General features: G+C 74.0%; 13 protein-coding genes. 11 read left to right on the top strand and 2 right to left on the bottom strand.

The features are described 5' to 3' along the window. Positions 1-43 precede the first annotated feature (43 nt). The 5 genes from NQZ70_RS26910 (at position 44) to NQZ70_RS26890 (ending at position 4,846) form a co-directional block, all read left to right on the top strand. Entirely contained in the window at positions 44-826 is a 783-nt protein-coding gene (locus tag NQZ70_RS26910; protein ID WP_129576767.1) for a thiazole synthase, read from the top strand. Between the two features lie 287 nt (positions 827-1,113). Next, the gene (locus NQZ70_RS26905) at positions 1,114-2,352 is read left to right on the top strand and encodes a glycosyltransferase (RefSeq protein WP_129576766.1); all 1,239 of its coding nucleotides are present in this window, start codon (positions 1,114-1,116) and stop codon (positions 2,350-2,352) included. 174 nt (positions 2,353-2,526) lie between these two features. Continuing rightward, the gene (locus tag NQZ70_RS26900; protein ID WP_237244091.1) at positions 2,527-3,804 is read left to right on the top strand and encodes a glycosyltransferase family 4 protein; all 1,278 of its coding nucleotides are present in this window, start codon (positions 2,527-2,529) and stop codon (positions 3,802-3,804) included. Between the two features lie 73 nt (positions 3,805-3,877). After that, complete coding sequence (locus NQZ70_RS26895) at positions 3,878-4,198, top strand: tol-pal system YbgF family protein (protein ID WP_129576765.1); 321 nt, start codon at positions 3,878-3,880, stop codon at positions 4,196-4,198. Positions 4,199-4,228: 30 nt separating this feature from the next. Further along, entirely contained in the window at positions 4,229-4,846 is a 618-nt protein-coding gene (locus tag NQZ70_RS26890; protein WP_129576764.1) for a thiamine phosphate synthase, read from the top strand. A gap of 54 nt (positions 4,847-4,900) precedes the next feature. Here NQZ70_RS26890 and NQZ70_RS26885 read toward each other — a convergent pair whose 3' ends face one another. Continuing rightward, positions 4,901-5,494 (bottom strand): Uma2 family endonuclease, encoded by a 594-nt coding sequence (locus NQZ70_RS26885; protein ID WP_129576763.1) that lies wholly within the window; start codon positions 5,492-5,494, stop codon positions 4,901-4,903. 84 nt (positions 5,495-5,578) lie between these two features. Between NQZ70_RS26885 and ileS the strand changes: the two genes are divergently transcribed. The 4 genes from ileS to NQZ70_RS26865 all read left to right on the top strand — a co-directional run bounded on the left by ileS (position 5,579) and on the right by NQZ70_RS26865 (position 13,100). Then, the gene (ileS, locus tag NQZ70_RS26880) at positions 5,579-9,439 is read left to right on the top strand and encodes an isoleucine--tRNA ligase (RefSeq protein ID WP_129576762.1); all 3,861 of its coding nucleotides are present in this window, start codon (positions 5,579-5,581) and stop codon (positions 9,437-9,439) included. Positions 9,440-9,473: 34 nt separating this feature from the next. Then, positions 9,474-10,700, top strand: coding sequence for an AAA family ATPase (locus NQZ70_RS26875; protein WP_129576761.1), 1,227 nt, complete (start codon positions 9,474-9,476; stop codon positions 10,698-10,700). After that, entirely contained in the window at positions 10,687-11,319 is a 633-nt protein-coding gene (locus NQZ70_RS26870) for a DUF4276 family protein (RefSeq protein ID WP_080682290.1), read from the top strand. Before NQZ70_RS26875 ends, NQZ70_RS26870 begins: the two co-directional genes overlap by 14 nt. Before the next feature lie 560 nt (positions 11,320-11,879). Beyond that, positions 11,880-13,100, top strand: coding sequence for an AAA family ATPase (locus NQZ70_RS26865; RefSeq protein ID WP_129576760.1), 1,221 nt, complete (start codon positions 11,880-11,882; stop codon positions 13,098-13,100). Positions 13,101-13,308: 208 nt separating this feature from the next. On the opposite strand, the gene NQZ70_RS26860 is transcribed toward NQZ70_RS26865, so the two are convergent. Beyond that, a complete protein-coding gene (locus NQZ70_RS26860; RefSeq protein WP_129576759.1) occupies positions 13,309-14,001 on the bottom strand; it encodes an HAD family hydrolase in 693 nt (230 codons plus the stop codon). 131 nt (positions 14,002-14,132) lie between these two features. On the opposite strand from NQZ70_RS26860, the gene NQZ70_RS26855 reads away from it, so the two are divergent. After that, a complete protein-coding gene (locus tag NQZ70_RS26855) occupies positions 14,133-16,136 on the top strand; it encodes a hypothetical protein (RefSeq protein ID WP_129576758.1) in 2,004 nt (667 codons plus the stop codon). A 33-nt stretch (positions 16,137-16,169) separates the two neighbouring features. Continuing rightward, a complete protein-coding gene (locus NQZ70_RS26850; RefSeq protein ID WP_129576757.1) occupies positions 16,170-18,587 on the top strand; it encodes a hypothetical protein in 2,418 nt (805 codons plus the stop codon). The last annotated feature ends 16 nt before the right edge of the window (positions 18,588-18,603 follow it).

Below are 18,603 nucleotides of genomic sequence, written 5' to 3'. Positions count from 1 at the left end.
CCGACTAGCTAGATCGTCTGGGTCGAGACCCGAGGAGCCTGCGATGACGAGCGACGCGTTCACGATCGGCAGACACACGTTCACTTCCCGCCTCTTCGTGGGGACGGGCAAGTACAAGGACCTGGAGGAGACCCGTCGCGCGCTCGAGGCGTCCGGCGCGGAGGTGGTCACGGTGGCCCTCCGCCGCGTGAACCTGAAGGACCGGGGCGAGGGGTCGATGATGTCGCTGCTCCAGCAGCGGCGCGTCACGATCCTGCCGAACACGGCGGGCTGCTACACCGTCGAGGACGCGGTCCGCACCTGCCGGCTCGCGCGCGAGCTCGGGCTGTCGGACCTCGTGAAGCTCGAGGTCATCGGCGACGAACGGACGCTGTTCCCGGACAACGAGGCGACGCTGGAGGCGGCGAAGATCCTGGTCAAGGAGGGCTTCACGGTGCTGCCTTACTGCATGGATGACCCGATCGTCTGTCGGAAGCTGGAGGACATCGGGTGCGCGGCCGTGATGCCCCTGGCCGCGCCGATCGGGAGCGGGCTCGGCATCCGGAACCCGTACAACCTGATGATCATCCGCGAGACGGCGAAGGTGCCGGTGATCGTGGACGCGGGCGTCGGGACGGCGAGCGACGCCGCGGTGGCGATGGAGCTCGGGTGTGATGGGGTGTTGATGAACACGGCCATCGCGGGCGCGCGGGACCCGATCCTGATGGCGCAGGCGATGCGGGACGCGGTGAGGGCCGGGCGGATGGCCTACCTCGCGGGACGGATGCCGAAGAAGCTCTACGCGACGGCGTCCTCGCCGGAGCAGGGCAAGATCGCCGGGCTGTAGAGCGCGGCGGGGGCGCCCCGCTGCGCCGCGGGCGGCAGGCCCTGCGCCGCGGGGAGCGGCGCGCTACGGGAGAGCGCGCTACGGGAGAGCGCGCTGCGGGGGAGCGGTGTGCGGCGCGCGGCGTCGCGATGTGCGAAGTCAAACGAACAGCACGCCGGGGTCATGATACGCTCACAACCCTGAGTCACAATGACACGGAACGCTCATCGCACGGTCGACACCTCTGTCGTGGCGCGACTGGGCGCTCCGAGGACGACCGCGGCGCCTGACGGTCCGCTCAGGAGAATATGAGCAAGCCCAACGTCTGCATGGTCGTGAACAACCTCGAGGTAGGCGGGCTCGAGAAGGTGGTGCTGAGCCTCCTCGATCGGCTCGGCGACCAGGGCTTCGACCTCTCGCTGATCTGCCTCGACGGCGAGGGGCGGCTCTTCTCGGAGGTGAAGCTCCCCCGCTCCAAGTGCCTCGTGATCACGAAGGATCTCCGGCCGGTGCTGCCCGGCCTCAAGAGCGATCCCGAGGCGATCCTCTGGATCCGGCGCTTCTTCCACCAGCGCTCCGTGGATATCGTCCACGTCCACAACCGGGCTCCGCTCATCTTCGCCGGCCTCGCGGCGCGCCTGCTCCGGAATCGGCCGCTGGTCGTCTACTCGGAGCACAACCAGATCAACCGGGCGAAGGGGTTCGATCGGCGCAAGTTCGGCTACTACGCTTACCTCGCCGACGAGATGGTCGCGGTCTCGCACGACCTGAAGCGCATCCTCGTCGACGACGTGAAGGTCCGCGCGCCGGTCCGGGTCATCCACAACGGCATCGACGGGACGCGCTTCGCCCGGGCCCTGACGAGCGGCCAGCAGGGGCGCATCCGCGCGGAGCTCGGCATCGGCGAGCAGGAGTTCGTGTTCGGGTGCGCGGTGGTGCACATCGAGCAGAAGGGGCTCCGCTACCTCATCGAGGCGGCGCCCGAGGTGCTGCGGCGCGCCCCGGAGGCGCGCTTCGTCGTCGCGGGCGACGGCCCGCTCCGGGGGGAGCTCCAGCAGCGCGCCAGGGACGCGGGGCTCGGCGACCGGATGCTCTTCCCCGGGTATCGCTCGGACGTCCCCGAGCTCGTCTCCGCGTTCGACACCTACGTGCTCCCGTCGCTCTGGGAGGGGCTGCCGCTCGCGCTGCTCGAGGCGCTCGCGCTCGGCAAGCCGATCGTGGCGAGCCGCGTCGGAGGCGTCCCCGAGATCATCGAGCACGGGGTCGACGGGTTCCTCGTCCCGCCGAAGGACCCGGGCGCGCTGGTCGAGCACCTCTCGCGGGTCGCCCGCGACGCGGAGCTCCGCGAGCGCGCGCGCACGCGCGGCCCCGCGAAGTTCGCCGAGCAGTTCAGCCTGGAGGCGATGGTCGACGCGCACGTGCGGCTCTTCGACGAGCTCGTCGCCCGGCGGCGCGGCGGGGAGGCCTCGCCGCGGCCGCAAAGGTCCGGGGGAACGAGCCAGGGACCGGCGCTGAATACGGGGCTGAGCGAGACCGAGCGAGCTTGAAGCGAGGCTCAGCGAGCCTCAACAAGCCTGAACGGGACGCGACGAGACGCGACGAGACGCGACGATACCCGACGAGACCCAACGAGACGCCTCGAACGGCGCCGGCACCAAAGCCTCTGTTGCCGGCGCGCTCGCTGCCTCGGATCGATCAGACAGGAGGAGCTCTTGCGGCGGATGCGTGTTTTGCTTATCACGAAGATTTTCCCGAACGCGGTACACCCGGACGAGGCGCCGTACAATCGTCGGCAGTTCGCCGCGCTGTCGCGTTACTGCGACGTTCGGGTGCTCGCGACGATCCCGTGGTTCCCTGGCATCAAGCGGCTCTCGAAGTGGCCTGTCGGCGCCAGCGCGCCGCGCGAGGAGGTCATCGACGGGCTGCCGGTCCGGCACCCGCGCTATCTCTACGTGCCGAGGGTCGCGCCGGCCCTGAACGGCCCGCTGTACGCGGCGTCGATGCTCCCGGAGCTCGTCGGGCGCGGCCCGTCCCCCGACGTGATCGTCGGGGCCTTCGCCTACCCGGACGGCTTCGCCGCCGTGTGCCTGGGGCGGCTGCTCGGGGTGCCGGTGGTGATCAAGGTGCACGGCTCGGACATCGACGTGATCCCGCGCGACGCGCGGCTGCGGCGGCCGCTCAGCTGGGGCCTGACGCGCGCGACCCGGGTGGTGGCGGTCAGCCGCAAGCTCGCGGACGGGGTCGCGGCGCTCGGCGTGCAGCGCGATCGCATCGACGTCATCATGAACGGCGTCGACGCGAAGCTGTTCCAGCCGCGCAGCCGCGCCGAGTCGCGCGCGGCGCTCGGCCGGTCGCCTGGATCGAAGATGTTCGTCTTCGTCGGCCACCTGAACCGGGACAAGGGGGTGCTCGATCTGGTCGAGGCGTTCGAGCGGCTCGCGCCCGCGCACCCGGACCTCGAGCTCACGCTCGTGGGCAGCGGCGCCGAGGAGCAGGCGTGCAAGGCCGCCGCCGCCCGGCTGGGCGGCCGGCTGACGGTGACCGGCTACCTGCCGCACGACCAGGTGTCGCTGTGGCTCGGGGCCTCGGACGCCCTCGTGCTCCCGAGCCTGCACGAGGGGACGCCCAACGTCGTGCTGGAGGCGCTCGCCTCGGGGCGCCGCGTGGTGGGGACGAGCGTGGGGGGCATCCCCGACATCCTCCACAGCCCGGAGCTCGGCGAGCTCATCCCGCCGGGGGACAAGGGCGCGCTCGCGGACGCGCTGCTGCGCGCCGCGCGGCACGAGTACGACCCGGCGCGGGTCGCGGAGCTCGCCGGCGGGCGCGACTGGGACGACAGCGCGCGCGCCCTCCACGACACGCTCCTGCGCGCGGTGCGCAGCGCCCGCCGGCCGAGCGCGGGCGGGCAGGACGTCGGCGACGCGGCCTTCAGCGTCCCGGGCCCGAAGGGCGGGATCGAGAACGGCGCCGCGCGGCCGGGCGCTCCTCCCCTGAGCTGACGGCCCGGGCGGGCGGGGCGCGGCGGCCCGCGGGCGCGGCGTCCTCTTGACGCTCGCGCCCGTTCATCGGCGAATGGCGCCCGTGCTCACCGGCATCCGCGCGGCCCTCGGCCCGCTCGTGATCTTCGCCGCCCTCGCGCGCGCGCCTTACCAGTGCGCGGGCGACGTCGACCCGGATCATCGCCAGTACGAGGATCCGAGCGAGGCTCTGTACGGCCTGGCCGAGCGCTTCAAGGCGAGCGGCGATCGCCGGGCCCAGGCCGACACGTTGCGCTTCCTGGTCGAGCGGTATCCTGCCAGCCGGTTCGCCCGGATGGCCCGGCAGGACCTCGAGGCGCTCGGCGAGCCGGGCGCTCCGGGAGGGGAGCGCGCCCCGGGCGACGGAGACCGCTGACGCGCCGCGCGTCGGCGGAGGAGGACGGCCATGCTCACCCCGCGGTTGACCCTGATCACCCAGACGGCGGACGTGCCGGAGCCGGCCCTGCTCGCGCGGCTCTCGGCCTTCGGCGCCCTGCCCCCCGAGGCCCGCGCCCGGGTGGCGGTGCAGCTCCGCGACCCCGAGCTCTCCGGCGCGGCGCTCTACGCGCTCGGCCGGCGCCTGCGCGACGCCACCGCCGCGATCGGCGCCTCGTTCGTCGTCAACGACCGCCTGGATCTCGCGCTGCTGCTGGGCGCGGACGGCGTGCACCTCGGCCGCCGCTCGGTCGCGGTGGCCGACGCGCGCGCCCTGCTCGGCGCCGGCGTCTTCGTCTCGGTCGCTTGCCACGGCGTGGACGAGGTGCTCCGCGCGGCGGAGGCCGGGGCAGACGCGGCCGTGCTCTCGCCGATCTTCGCGACGCCCGGCAAGGGCCCGCCCCTCGGGCTCGCCGCGCTGGGCGAGGCGCGGGCCCGCCTCGCGGCCGCGTCGCGCGGGCTCGCGCTCATCGCCCTCGGCGGCGTGGACGCGGGCTCGGCGCCGGCCTGCCTCGCGGCGGGCGCGGACGGGGTGGCCGCGATCCGCGCCGACTTCGGCGGCGCGCTGCCGGCGCCGCTCGGGGGGTGACCTCGCCAGCGGCCGCCGCCGCGCCCACGCCGCCGGGCCGCGCGGCGGACGTCCTTACCTGGCCCAGAGGTCGGCGAGCGGCAGCTCGATCGCGTCGAACGGCTCGGCCCGCGCGACCTCGTCGCCCTCGTGGGTGTCGAGCAGCCACCACCGGCCGTCGTCGAGCCGGTACACCTCGAGGGTCTGTGCGACCGGGTTGATCAGCCAGGCGTGGCGGACCCCTTCGCGACGGTAGATCCGCATCTTCTTGCCGCGATCGACGCGCTCGGTGCGCGGCGAGATCACCTCGCAGACCCAGTCGGGCGCGAGGTCGTAGTGCGCGGGCGCGCCCTCCGGGCCGAGCGGGTCGGGCATGCGCTCCCGACGCCAGCCGGCGAGATCGGGGACGACCTTGTCGGGCCGCGGTCCGAGGTGGAGCTCGGGCTCGTCGAGGATGATCCAGCCGCCAGGTCCGCCTCTCCCGCGATCGAAGGGGCCCGTGAGGCTTCCGCCCAGGAGCGACGCCGTACGCGTGTGCGGCCGCCCCGGCCGCGGGAACGTGTGCAGCTCCCCGTCGAGGATCTCGGCGACCATCTCTTCCGGCACGGCCTGGAACGCGGCCTCCACCTCGGGGGCGTTGCCCGGGAGCAGCGGGTGCTGTGCGCTCATGCCGCTAGCCTATCACTCCTCCCGCTCGCCGCTCCCCCGCGCCTCCCTCGACGCTGGCAATCCGCCTTGCTACTAGGCCGGGCCATGTCCGAAGCGTCCTCGAAGAAACCGACCGACGGCCCGCACGAGCCCCTGTTCGACAAGGTGGCGACCGAGCTGAACTTCCCCGCCGACGAGGCGAAGATCCTCGCCTTCTGGAAGCAGCACCGCATCTTCGAGAAGACGCTCCGCGCCGAGACCCGCGCCACCGGCCCGTCCAAGGGCACGTTCGTCTTCTACGAGGGCCCGCCGACCGCCAACGGCATGCCGCACAACGGCCACGTGCTCACGCGCGCCGTGAAGGACGTCTTCCCCCGCTACAAGACGATGCGCGGCTACGACGTCCCGCGGAAGGCCGGCTGGGACACCCACGGACTGCCGGTCGAGGTCGAGGTCGAGAAGGAGCTGCGCATCCACGGCAAGGCCGACATCGAGCGCTACGGCGTCGAGCCGTTCATCTCGCGCTGCATCGACTCGGTCTTCCGGTACACCGAGGCGTGGGAGAGCCTGACCGACAAGATCGGCTTCTGGGTCGACCTCGACAGCGCCTACGTCACCTACCACCGGAGCTACGTCGAGAGCGTCTGGTGGGCGCTCTCGCAGCTGCACAAGAAGGGGCTGCTCTACCGCGGCCACCGCGTCTGCTGGTGGTGGCCGCAGGGGGGGACGGCGCTCAGCGCGGCCGAGGTCGGCTGGAACTACAAGACCGTGGACGACCCGAGCGTGTTCGTGGCGTTCCCGCTCGTGGACGAGCCCGACACCGCGCTCTGCGCCTGGACGACCACGCCGTGGACCTTGCCCTCGAACGGCTACGCCGCCGTGCGGCCCGACTTCGACTACGTCGTCGTCGACGCGGGGGCGCCCGCGGGCGGGGCCGCGCCGGTGGCCCGGAAGCTCATCGTCGCCGCGGCGCTGCGCGAGGAGCTCGCGAAGAAGCTCAAGCGCGACCTGCCCGTGCTCCGCGAGCTCAAGGGGAGCGAGCTCATCGGGAAGCGGTACCGCCCGCCGTTCGATAGCTACTCGAGGTCGCTCGAGGGCGCCACCCTGCGGCGGAAGGACGGCAAGGAGGAGCCGCTCTACTGGGTCGTGATCGGCGCCGACTTCGTCACGCTCGACTCCGGCACCGGCGTCGTCCACGTCGCGCCCGCGTTCGGCGAGGACGACTTCAACGCCCACAAGCGGCGCGTCGCCGAGCTCGCCGAGCCGGGCGCCGCGGGCGAGGTCCCGATCCTGTGCGCGGTGCGGCCGGACGGCACGTTCGAGCCGGGGCTCACGCCGTTCTCGGGCCTCTGGGTGAAGGACGCCGACCCGCTCATCCTCAAGGATCTCGCGGCCCGCGGGCTGCTCGTCCACGACGAGAAGTACCGCCACGACTACCCGTTCTGCTGGCGCGCCGACGACGATCCGCTGATCCAGCTCGCGCGGCCCGCCTGGTACGTCAGGACGCGCGAGAACATCGACAAGGCGATCGCCAACAACCGCGCGGTCCACTGGATGCCGCCCCACATCCAGGAGGGTCGCTTCGGCGACTTCCTCGCCAACAACGTCGACTGGGCGCTCTCGCGCGAGCGGTACTGGGGGACGCCGCTCAACGTCTGGATCTGCTCCAACAGCGAGGATCACCAGCTCGCCCCGGCGTCGGTCGCCGAGATCGAGGCGCTGAACCCGCGCGCCTTCGACCACTTCCACGAGGCGAAGAAGGCCGACCCGAGCCTGAACGACCACCTCATCGTCCACAAGCCGTGGATCGACCGGGTGACGTTCCCCTGTCCGTCGTGCGGCGGCGAGATGCGGCGCGTGACCGAGGTCATCGACGCGTGGTTCGACAGCGGGAGCATGCCGTTCGCGCAGTGGGGCTACCCGCACGCCCCCGGCTCGAAGGAGCTGTTCGATCGCGCGTTCCCGGCGGACTTCATCAGCGAGGCGATCGACCAGACGCGCGGCTGGTTCTACTCGCTCCTGATGGTCTCGACGCTGGTCTTCGACGAGGCGACGCAGGAGAAGCTCGGGCTGTCGCGGGTCCGGAGCTACCCGCACCCGTACAAGACGTGCGTCGTGCTGGGGCACGTCTGCGACCGCGAGGGCAAGAAGGAGAGCAAGTCGAAGGGCAACTACACGCCGCCCGAGGTCATCCTCGAGCGCGTCCGGATGGAGTTCGCCGCGGTGCGGGCCGCGGAGGTGAAGGGGGCGCAGCCGAAGGACGGGGTCGCGCTCATCGCGCGCGAGGACTACGAGGGGCTCGACCTGACGGGCGACGCCGCGAAGGTGCGGATGTACCGCGCCGATCGCGAGGCGCAGCCGGTCGCGATGGAGCTCCGGCCGCAGAAGGGGATGCCGCGGCGGATCGTCGCGCTCTCCGAGGCCGATCTCGACAGGCTGGGCCTCACCCCCGGGCAGGGGGCGCTCTCGGTGATGCCGAACGACGTGCCGCGGCTCGACCGGGCCGAGCGCGTCACCATCGAGGACCCGTCGACCTCCGCGCCGGGGGCCGACGCGTTCCGGTGGTTCTTCTACGCGTCCTCCCCGCCGTGGACGAACACGCGCCACTCGCTCACGAACGTGCGCGCCCTCCAGAAGGAGTTCGCGGTCAAGCTCCGGAACGTCTACTCGTTCTTCACCATCTACGCGAACATCGACGGCTTCTCGCCCGCGGAGGGGAACCCCGGTGCGACGGACACGTCGCCCGCGGCGCTCGCGGCGAGCGCCGGCTACCGGCCGGCGAAGGAGCGGTCGCTCCTCGACCGGTGGATCCTCTCGGAGCTCGCGCTCTCGACGCGGGAGGTGACGGCGCACCTCGACGAATACCGGCTGTACGAGGCCGCGCAGCGGCTGGTCGACCTCGTGGACGCGCTGTCGAACTGGTACGTCCGCCGGAGCCGGGCGCGCTTCTGGGCCGCCACGGCGGCGGATCCGCTCGACGTCGCGCCGGGCGCCGTGCGGGCGGCCCAGGACAAGCGCGACGCGTACTTCACGCTGTACGAGGTGCTCGTCGCGATCGCCAAGCTGAGCGCGCCGTTCACGCCGTTCCTCGCCGAGGCCATGTACCAGAACCTGGTGCGGCGGCCGTGGCCCGCGTCGCAGCCGGAAAGCGTGCACCTCGTGGCCTTCCCGGAGGCGGACCCCGCCGCGGTGGACGAGCCGCTCGCGGTCGAGATGCGCGCGGTGCGCGAGCTCGTCTCGCTCGGGCTGCAGGTGCGCACGGCGAACAAGCTCAAGGTGCGGCAGCCGCTCGCGCGCGCGGACGTCGTGCTGTCGCAGCAGGGGCTCGCGGCGGCGCTCGCCGAGCACGTGCCGCTCATCGCCGAGGAGCTCAACGTCCACGAGGTGCGCTTCCTGAAGCCCGGCGAGGAGGGGAGCGCGGTCCGTTACGTGCTCAAGCCGAACTTCCGCGCGCTCGGGCCGAAGCTCGGCAAGAAGGTGCAGCTCGCGAAGCAGGTCCTCGCGAAGGCCGACGCGTCGGCGCTGCGCGCGGCGCTGGCGACCGAGGGCAAGATCGCGATCGCGCTCGACGGCGAGCAGGTCGAGCTCGGCCCCGAGGAGATCGAGGTCGCCGTGGAGGCGGGCGAGGGGTTCGCGGCGGCCGGCGGCCGCGCGGGGGTCGTCGTGCTGCACACGGCGCTCACGGACGCGCTCCGCGACGAGGGGCTCGGCCGGGAGATCCTCTCGCGCGTGCAGGGGCTGCGCAAGGAGCTCGACCTCGGCTTCACCGAGCGGATCCGGCTCGCGATCGACGGCAGCGAGCGGGCCCGCAAGGTGGCCGGGGCGGCGCGGGAGATCCTCATGCAGGAGGCGCTCGCGGCCGAGCTCGTGCTCGGGGCGGCGCCCGCGGCGTGGGGGCAGGCCGAGCGGCGCGAGCTCAGCGTCGACGGCGAGGCGCTCGCGATCGCGATCGCGCGCACGGCCTGACGGCGCGTAGACGAGCCCTCGCCATGAGGCAGCCATGATCACCAAGGTCTTCGCCAGGAACTACCGCAGCATCGGCGAGGTGGAGCTGCCGCTCGCGGAGCTCACGACGCTCGTCGGGCCGAACGCCTCAGGGAAGAGCAACATCGTGGACGCGGTGCGCTTCCTCGCCGATTGTCTACGAGCGCCGCTCAGCTTCGCGATGACCATGCATCAGCGGCAGGGGTTCGGATCGCTCTTGCACCAGGGCGACACGGCGTCGTTGGGGCTGACCGTCGGTGCGGAGGTACATACTCACGGCGGCCTGGGTATCTGGGCCTTCACGCTCCAGCCGGCAGGCGGCGACGGCGGTTTCGAGGTGAAGAGCGAGCGAGCCGCGTGGGTGCAAGGGGGAACACCGGGCACCTGGGCAGGTGAGGAACTGGAGAAATTGCTGCGCCTGGAGGAGGTGCCCGATCTGCAGGCGGCCTTGAGGAGCCAGCACGGCTCCGGTTTCGTTCGGTTCGGAGGACTTCATGTCAGCAAGGTCGGCGACATCCTCGGGCTGCTCTCCCCGCCCACCCATACGGCGCTGGCGCTTCCTCAGGTCTCGGACGAGGCTCTGAGGCCGCTCGCAGACGAGCTCAATCGGGTGGCAATGTACTCGCTGTTTCCGAACGAGCTGCGCCCGCCGCGTGCGCCGAATCCCGAGAAGCCGATGATGGCAAACGGCGAGAACTGGGCCTGGACGCTCTCGTCGCTGGACAAGGAACGCTGGGGTGGCGAGCTTCTTTGTTCTTTGAGCCGCATCGCCGGGGATGTCGACGACTACCGCGTCGTGCGCGCGGGCGGGTACTTGATCCCGGAGTTCCGCCACGGCGCCGACGCGTCGGGCGACGGGCGCTGGCGCGGTGCCGCGCAGGAGTCGGACGGGACGCTGCGCGTGTCGGCGATCCTCACGGCTCTCTTCCAGGAGCCGCCGCTGTCGCTCATCGGCATCGAGGAGCCGGAGCTTGCCGTCCACCCTGGCGCCCTTCCGATCCTCTTCGATTTTCTGAGGGAGGCCTCACGCCGCAGCCAGATCCTCCTCACGACGCACAGCCCTGATCTTCTGGATCTGCTGCCTATTGATAGCCTTCGCGTGGTCGAGCGGCGAGGCGGTGCGACCACCGTCTCGCGCGTGGACGAGCGGCAGCGCGAGCTCGTGCGCAAGCGCCTGATGTCCACCAGCGATCTCCTCCACGCGGAAGGCCTCCACCCCGAGGGGATTGATGACGATGGGTAAGGCCTACCTGATCGTGGAGGGGCACGGCGAGGTCGGTGCGGCGAGGAACCTGGTCATTCGGCTCTGGGCCGACCTCGGGCTGCGGCACGCGGTCTGGGGCGCCCCCAAGCGCGGCAAGGCGCTCAACACCCGCGCTGGCGTGCTGCAAGCCTGCGAGCTCCTGCGCAGCGAGCGCGACTGCTCCCTGGCGCTGCTGCTCCGCGATGAGGACGATGGATGCCCGGCCACGGCGGGCCCCGAGACCGCGGCGTGGGTCACGGCCGCGAGCCTGCCGTTTCCTGCCGCCGTGGTGCTGGCACACCGCGAGTTTGAGGCGTGGTTCCTGCCGTGCATCCACCTCATGGCGGGCCGGGAGATCCGCCCCGGCGTGCGCATCGCGGAGGGCACGACGTGCCCGGAGAATCCCGAGAGCATCCGCGATGTGAAGGGGTGGCTCTCGGAGCGCTTCCCGCCGGGCAAAACGTACAAGCCCACGCTCGACCAGCTCCGGCTCACCCAGTGGATCGACTTCGGCGTGCTGCGCGCGTCGCAGGCGAGGTCGTTTCGTACGCTCGAGAACGCGCTGCGGTTCCTCGCCGCGCCCGGCGCTCTCGGGGTGTACCCGCCTCCTCGACCCTAGCGCGCCTCGGCTCACCGCCGCGGTTCCGTGCCGGGCCTTACGATCCTGCGGGCGCGATCGCCCGGCCCTCGCGGGGTGGCGCTCCGCCTGAAAGATCTTGTTGCGGCCATCGCGGACGAGGCGTTCGATGTTCCTCGTCGGGTGGGGAGCATCGAAGCGTCTCAGGAAGGTACCGAAGGCCGCCTAGCACCGGCCCGGGAGGGGAGGCGGCTGACCCCGGCGCCCGGATATCTCCGCGGCATGAACATGCCAGCGCCCACCGGCCCGCTTCCACGCCGGCCGGATGTCCCAGGCGCGCGGCTGCCTGTCCCAGATGCGCGGCTGCCTGTCCCAGATGCGCGGCTGCCTGTCCCAGATGCGCGGCTGCCTGTCCCTGCCGCACAGCGCGACGCGCCCCGGGAGCACAACGCCACGTCCCTGGCCGTCGTGCCTGCGTCCCTGACGCGCGCTCCAGCGTCCCTGGCGCTCCCACCGGCGTCCCTGGAGGGCCGCCCAGCCCGTCCGGCTCATCCCGCAGCGCGAGGGGAGGGCACGGCCTGGAAGAGGGGCGCCGCGCCGCGATGATCACCCACGTCTACGTCAGCAACTACGGCAGCATCGGGCCCGGCATCGAGCTCACGCTCGGCGCGCTGACCGCGCTCGTCGGTCCGCCCGGCGCGGGGAAGGGGTGCCTCCTCGACGCCGTGCGGTTCCTCGCCGAGTGCGCCAACGGGGCGCTCGAGCAGGCGGCGGCCAGCCGCCGCGGCGGCGGCGCGCTGCAGCGCCCCCGCGGCAGCGGCGCGGTCACCACCCTCGGCGTCGCCGTCTCCAGGACCGAGGGCCACGGGTTCTGGCTCGTGCAGCTCGCGCCCGGCGACCGGGACGGCGAGCCGCGCGTGAAGAGCGAGGCGGCCGCGTGGTGGCAGCGCAGCGCGCTCACCCGGCTCGTCAAGCCGGGCCTGCGCGACGTCTTCGACGCCGGCAGCGACCCGCCCGAGGTCTCCTTCGACCGGCTGAAGGGCAGCCCGAAGGGGTTCTCGCGCAAGGACAAGGGCCGCAGCGGCACGCTCGCCTACCGCGGCGTCGCCCCCATCGCCGTGAGCGGCGCCAGGCTCGTCCTGCCGCTGCTCTCCGACGGACCGCTCACCCCGATGCGCGACGAGCTGCGCCGCGCGGTCCTCTACTCCCTCGCGCCGCGCCCCCTCCGCTCGCCCCAGAAGATCAGCGCATCCCGCCGCCTCCGCGCGAGCGGCGAGAACTGGGGCTCCGTCATTCGCGCGCTCGAGAAGGAGCGCTGGAGCGAGCAGTTCCTCGCCAGCCTGTCCCAGGTGCTCGGCGAGGTCGACGGCGCCCGCGCGATCTCGTCCGGCGGGTTCCTCGTCCCGGAGCTGCGTCACGGCGTCGACGACGGCGGCCGCGAGCGCTGGCGCGCGGCCACGGACGAGCCGGACGCGACGCTGCGGCTCGCGGCCATGGTCACCGCGCTCTCGCAGGAGCCGCCGCTCGTGCTCGCCGGCTTCGAGCACCCCGACGCGGACGTCGATCGCGGCGCGCTGCCGGCGTTGCTCGAGTACCTGCGCGGCGCCTCCGCCCAGCGCCACCTCCTGCTCACGACCGAGAGCCCCGCGCTCCTCGACCTCCTGCCGCTCGATTCGGTCTACTCGGTGGCGCTCCGCGACGGCTCGACCACCGCGTCGCCCATCGATGAGCCCGAGCGGCGGGCGCTCCGCGAGCAGCTCGTCGCCGCCGAGGGCCAGCGCGCCCGGGCCGCGCGCTCCGAGCGCCCCCCCCGTGGCCCCTGAGCCGCGACTATCTCCGCGGGTCAGAACTCCCGCCAGGGATCTGCCTCGCGAGCGAAGAGAACTAAACGCAAAGGCGCAAAGACGCGAAGACGCAAAACGACAAATCTTTTTGCGCCTTTGCGCCTTTGCGCCTTTGCGCCTTTGCGCCTTTGCGCCTTTGCGTTGAACTCTCTCTCCGGATCCCTGACAGGACTCCTGGTGGGTGGAACTACCCCGCGAGCCGCTCCCGCTGCGGCGCGAGCGGCGACGCGTCGTACCGCGCGAGGAGGTCCTCCGGATCGCGGTAGAGCGACGCGCACCCCGCCTCGACGAGCTCCATCTCGGGGAAGCCTCCGCAGCGCAGCCCCACCGCCAGGATGCCGAGCTTGGCCGCGGCCTCGGCGCCTCCCGGCGTGTCGCTGACGAGCACCACCTCGCGCGGATCGACGCTGCCCAGCCGGTCGAGCGCCGCTTCGAGGACGTCGGGATGCGGCTTCGACCTCCCCGTGTCGTCCGCCGACACCGCCCACGAGACCAGGTCGCCCACCCCGGCGCGCTCGAGGCTCGCGTCGAGCAAGCCGCGCGGCATCGACGCGGCGGCGACGATCCGGCGCCCGTCGCGCGCGACGCGCTCGAAGAGCTCGCGCACCCTCGGGAAGACGCGCGCCCCGGGGAGGAGCTCGCGCGCGTAGATCTCGTCGTGGAGCGACGCGATCCCGGCGCCGATCCAGCCGATCTCCTCGGGCGAGAGGAACACCGGCAGGAGCCGGTCCGCGCCCTCGCCGACGTGGCGCCAGAGCTTCTCCCGCGCGACCTCGCGGCCGAACCGCGCGAAGGCCCGCTGCCAGGCGGCCGCATGCAGATCGACGGCGTCGAGGATCGTGCCGTCGACACCGAAAATGACGGCGCTGACGCTGGCCATGGCGCGACACGTGGCGCAGGGCCGGACGCACCGCCATCGGAGGGCTCCCGACGGCGCGCGGCGCGAGCTGCGCCCGGCCCACGGCGCGATAGACTGGTCGAGGAGGGCGAGCGGGCAGGGCGATGCGATCCATGAACGGCCGGCTTCCGGCACTCTCGGTCTTCCTCGTCGCGCTCCTCGGCCCGGCCAGCTCCGCCGCGCAGGACGGGCCCGCGCTGGTCGTGGTCGATCGGGACGACGACGACGCCGACGGCGTGCCCGACGGCGAGCAGGCCCGCGTGCCGCCCTCCCCGGAGCTCCTCGCGCTGCGCGCGCCGCGCGGCGCGAGCCAGGCGCCCGCGGCGATCCCGGGCGGCCTGCGGCTGCTCGTCGACGGCAGCCCCGTCCAGCCGGGGAGCGCGATCCCCGCGGGCGCCCGCCGCGTCGAGATCCAGGCGGTCCGGGCGGGGCGGAGCGAGATCGCCGTCTTCGGCAGGACGCTGTCGATCAGCGCGTTCGAGGTCCGCGCCATCGACGGCGCCGGGGAGCGCATCGACATGGCGCGCTCCCACGCCTCGCTCCAGCGCACCCCCCCGGACCGGCTCGGCGACGATCCGTTCGGGAACCTCGACGATCCCGACGCGATCCGGCTGCTCGTCATCGGCGCGGCCGAGGACCTGCCGCTCACCGTCGACGTCCACTCGGCGGCGCCGTCCGGCCGGGCGATCGATCGCCTGCCCAGCGTGCCGCTCGGCCACGTCCCGTGCCCCCCGGACGTCCCGGCGGGCCTCGTGTGCGGCTCGACGCGCCCGCTCCGGGTCGTCGCCGACGACATCGATCGCAACCACCCGATGATCGCCGATCGCTCGGTGAAGGGCGAGGTCGGCGGCGCGCTCGTCGTCGCCCTGCCCGACGGGCCGAAGCTCCAGATGATCCGCGTCGCCGGCCCGCGCGCCTCGCCGCTCGGGCCCCTCGGGCGCACGCGCGCGCGCCTGCGCATCCTCATGGTGCGGCCGCGCGCGGGCGGGCCGCCGCCGATGGGCGGGGACGACGCGGGCGCGATCGCGATCGCGCGCGCGGAGGTCGAGCGCGCGAACGCCCTCTGGGGCGCGTGCGGCGTGAGCTTCGGCCCGCTGGAGGAGCTCGACATCCGCTTCGTCGACCCGCCGCGCCCGCACCTGCTCGCGATCGGCTGCGATCACGGCCTGCCGGCGAGCGGCGGCGCGATCCGGGTGCGCGTCGACGGCCACGAGGTGACCGCGGCGATCCGGCCCCGCATGCGCCCCGACGCCGCGGCCCGCGCCGTCGCCGCGGCGATCGGCGCCGCGGGCTTCTCGGTGCGCCTCTCCGACAACCCGGCCATCGGGGCGGGCGCGTTCGGGACCACCGACGTGCTCGTGCGGCGCCCGGGCGGCGCCCCCGCGGCGATCGAGCCGCCGGCGTCGGGCGCGCTGAGCACCGACCCGACGCTCACGGCGTGCATCGGCGCCGTGGAGCTCGAGGACGGCCTGCAGCACTTCAGCGACACGGACGCCATCGCCGGCACCGTCGAGGAGCGCGCGCTGATCAAGGCGTTCGACGACGGCGACCCCGCGACCATCGACGTCGTGATGGTCCCGAGCTTCGCCGGCGGCGGGCGCATCGGCGAGTCGTTCATCTTCGCCGACGGCGGGGCGATCCGGAACACGATCATCGAGGACCGCGCCGGCCTGCGCGCCGATCGCGCCTCGTTCGCGCTGTCGCACGAGCTCGGCCACGTGCTGCTCGACGAGCCGGGGCACCCCGACGATTTCGGGATCGACACCCCGACCCGCCTGATGGACGCCGACGCGGCCAACTCGTCCGCGTACGGGCCGCGTCGCCTCACGGTGGACGAGTGCGCGCGCGCTATCAGACAGAGCGGCGCGGCGGAGCCGCGCCTGGGTCGACAGAGCGGCGCGGAGGAGCCGCGCCCGGGCAGACAGAGCGGCGCGGAGGAGCCGCGCCCGGGCGGCGCGCCGGCGTCGCGCCCCAGCGAGCCCCCGCCGCGCGGCGCGCAGGTCGATGGGGCGGGGGCCGCGGCGGCGAGCCCCCTCGGCGCGCCCGGGTTCCGGCCGAGCGGCCCGGTCCCCCTGCTCGCGCCGTGGCCGCTCGCCCCGCTCGGTCGAGAGAGGTGAAAGGCCGCTTCCCGCTGTGCTAGGAGCGGGCCCATGCGGGTCTCCCAGCGGAGCGGCCTCTTCAGCGGCGTCGCGGCCCTCGCGTGCGCCACCGTCCTGCTCGAGATCTCGCTCACGCGGATCTGCGCGGCGCTGTTCGGCGAGCCCCACGCGTTCGTCGCGCTCGCGCTGCCGCTCCTCGGCGCGGGCGCGGGCGGCGCGGCGCTCTACCTCGCCCCGTCGCTCGTCCGCCCAGCCGCGCTCTTCGCCCGCATGGCGGCCCTGTCGTCGCTCGCGTCGGGCGCGACGCTCGCGGCGGTCGTCCTGCTCTCGCAGCGCGGGCCCGCGCCCGGGGCGCTCCCGTGGCTCGCGCTGCTCTACGCCGCGTCCACCGTCCCGTTCGCGCTCGCCGGCCTCGCGCTCGCCGCCGCGATCCGGCACGTCGCGTCCGAGATGCCCCGCCTCTACCTGCTCGACCTCGTCGGCGGCGCCCTCGGCGGGCTCGCGGCCGCCGCCGCGCTCCGCGCCGGCGCGCCGCGCGCCGCGCTCGCGGCGGCGATCTTCTTCGCGGTGGCGGGCGTCTTCTTCTACCTCGCGTCGCGCGGGCAGGGCGACGAGCAGCGGGCGCACGGCGGCCTCGTCGCCACGTTCGTGCTCGGCAGCTTCGTGCTCCTCGCCGGCGATCTCGGCGCCCCGTGGCTCCGGCTCGCCGGCCTCCGCCGGGGCGCGGCCGACCGGACCGAGCACGAGGCCTGGAGCGAGCGCTCGCTGATCACGGTCGACAAGCCGAGGGCCGGCGCGGCGATGATGCGGATCGGCAGCGCCGCGCAGAGCCCGATCGTCGACGCGAAGACGCCGCCCCCGGCCCAGCCCGAGGACATGGCCTACGCGCTCCACAAGGACCAGGGGCCGGCGCTCGTCGTCGGCGCCGGGGGCGGGCGCGACGTGCGCGCCGCGCTCAAGGCCGGGCAGAAGGACGTGTACGCCGTCGAGGGCGACCGCGGCGTCCTCGAGGTGATGCGCGGCCGGTACGCCGCGTACAACGGCAACCTGTTCGACAAGCCCGAGGTCCACCTCGTCGTGGGCGACGGGCGGAGCTTCGCCCGGCGCACGCCGCTGCTCTTCCGGAACATCGTGATCCCGTCGCCCGAGACCGCCGAGGCGTCGTCGACCGGCGCGCTCGCGCTGTCCGAGAGCCGGCTCCACACGGTCGAGGGCGTCGAGGACTTCCTCTCGCGCCTCCTGCCCGAGGGCACGCTGGTCCTGAGCCGCGCCGACGTCGACTTCGATCGCCTGCTCTCGCTCGCGGCCGCGGCGCTGCGCCGCGCGGGCGCGGCCGAGCCCAAGGATCACCTCTTCGCGTGCAGCGCCGCGCAGCGGACCGCGCTCCTCGCGCGGCGCACGCCGCTCGCGCCCGAGGACGTCGAGGCGCTGCGCCGCCACTGTCGCCGGCACAAGTTCTCGGAGGCGTTCGCCCCGGACCGGCCGCAGACGCCCCTCCGCGCGTCGATCGTCGCCTCGGGGGGCGGCCGCGCGCCCGACGCGGCGGTCGACCTGGCGCCGCCCACCGACGACCGGCCGTTCTTCTCGTACGCCGTCCCGGCGCGCCGCCTCCCCGCCGTGCTCGGCGACCTCGGGGCCCTGCGCGCCGAGCAGGCGGGCCTCTTCGCGCTCGCCGCGCTGCTCGCCGCGGGCGCGGGGCTCTTCGCGCTCGTCGCGCTGCTCCCTGCGCTCGCCGCGCGCGCCGGCCGCCTCCTTCGCGGCGCCCCGGCGCCCGCCGCCGCGCCCCCGCCGCGGCGCGCCCGCGCGCTCTTCTTCTTCGCCGCGATCGGCGCGGGCTTCGCGCTCGTCGAGCTCGCCGTCCTCCGGCACGGCCTCCTCTTGCTCGACCTGCCCGCGTACGAGCTCCCGGCCGTCCTCGTGATCCTCCTCGTCTCGGCCGGCGTGGGCGGCCTGCTCACCGCCCGCGTGGCGCCCGACGCCGCGACGTGGGCCTCCGCGCGGGTCGCCGAGGCGCTCGTCGTGGCCGCGGCGCTCGCCGCGGCGGGGCTCGTCCCGCTCGCGCGGTGGAGCCTCGGGCTCGCGGCCTTCCCGCGCGCGCTCCTCGCCGTCGCGCTCCTCGTGCCGTTCGGCCTGCTCGTGGGCTCGCTCGCGCCGCTCGGGGTCAAGCTCGTCGCCTCGCTCGCGCCGGCGCTGCTCCCCTGGTGCTGGTCGCTCGGCGCCCTCGCCGGCGCGATCGCGATGGCCCTCGGCGCCCTGTGCGCGATGAGCCTCGGCTACAGCGCCCTGCTGCTCGGCGCGGGCCTCGCGTACCTCCTCGCCGCGGCCGCCGTCCCGCCCGCGGCGGCCGGGGCGATCGCCGAGGGCGACGGCGAGCCGGAGCCGTCGGGCGCCGATCCCGCCGCCGCGCCGCCGGCGCGGGGCGCCGCGGGGGCGCAGCCCGACGTGCCCGCGGCGGCGCCGGTCGGGTGAGCGCGCGGCGCGCCCG

Origin of the sequence: Sorangium sp. So ce836, from assembly GCF_028553905.1 — a bacterium.
GTDB lineage: Bacteria > Myxococcota_A > Polyangia > Polyangiales > Polyangiaceae > Sorangium > Sorangium cellulosum_D.
Note: the sequence above shows the minus strand (reverse complement) of the source record. Positions and strands in the feature narration are given on the sequence as shown.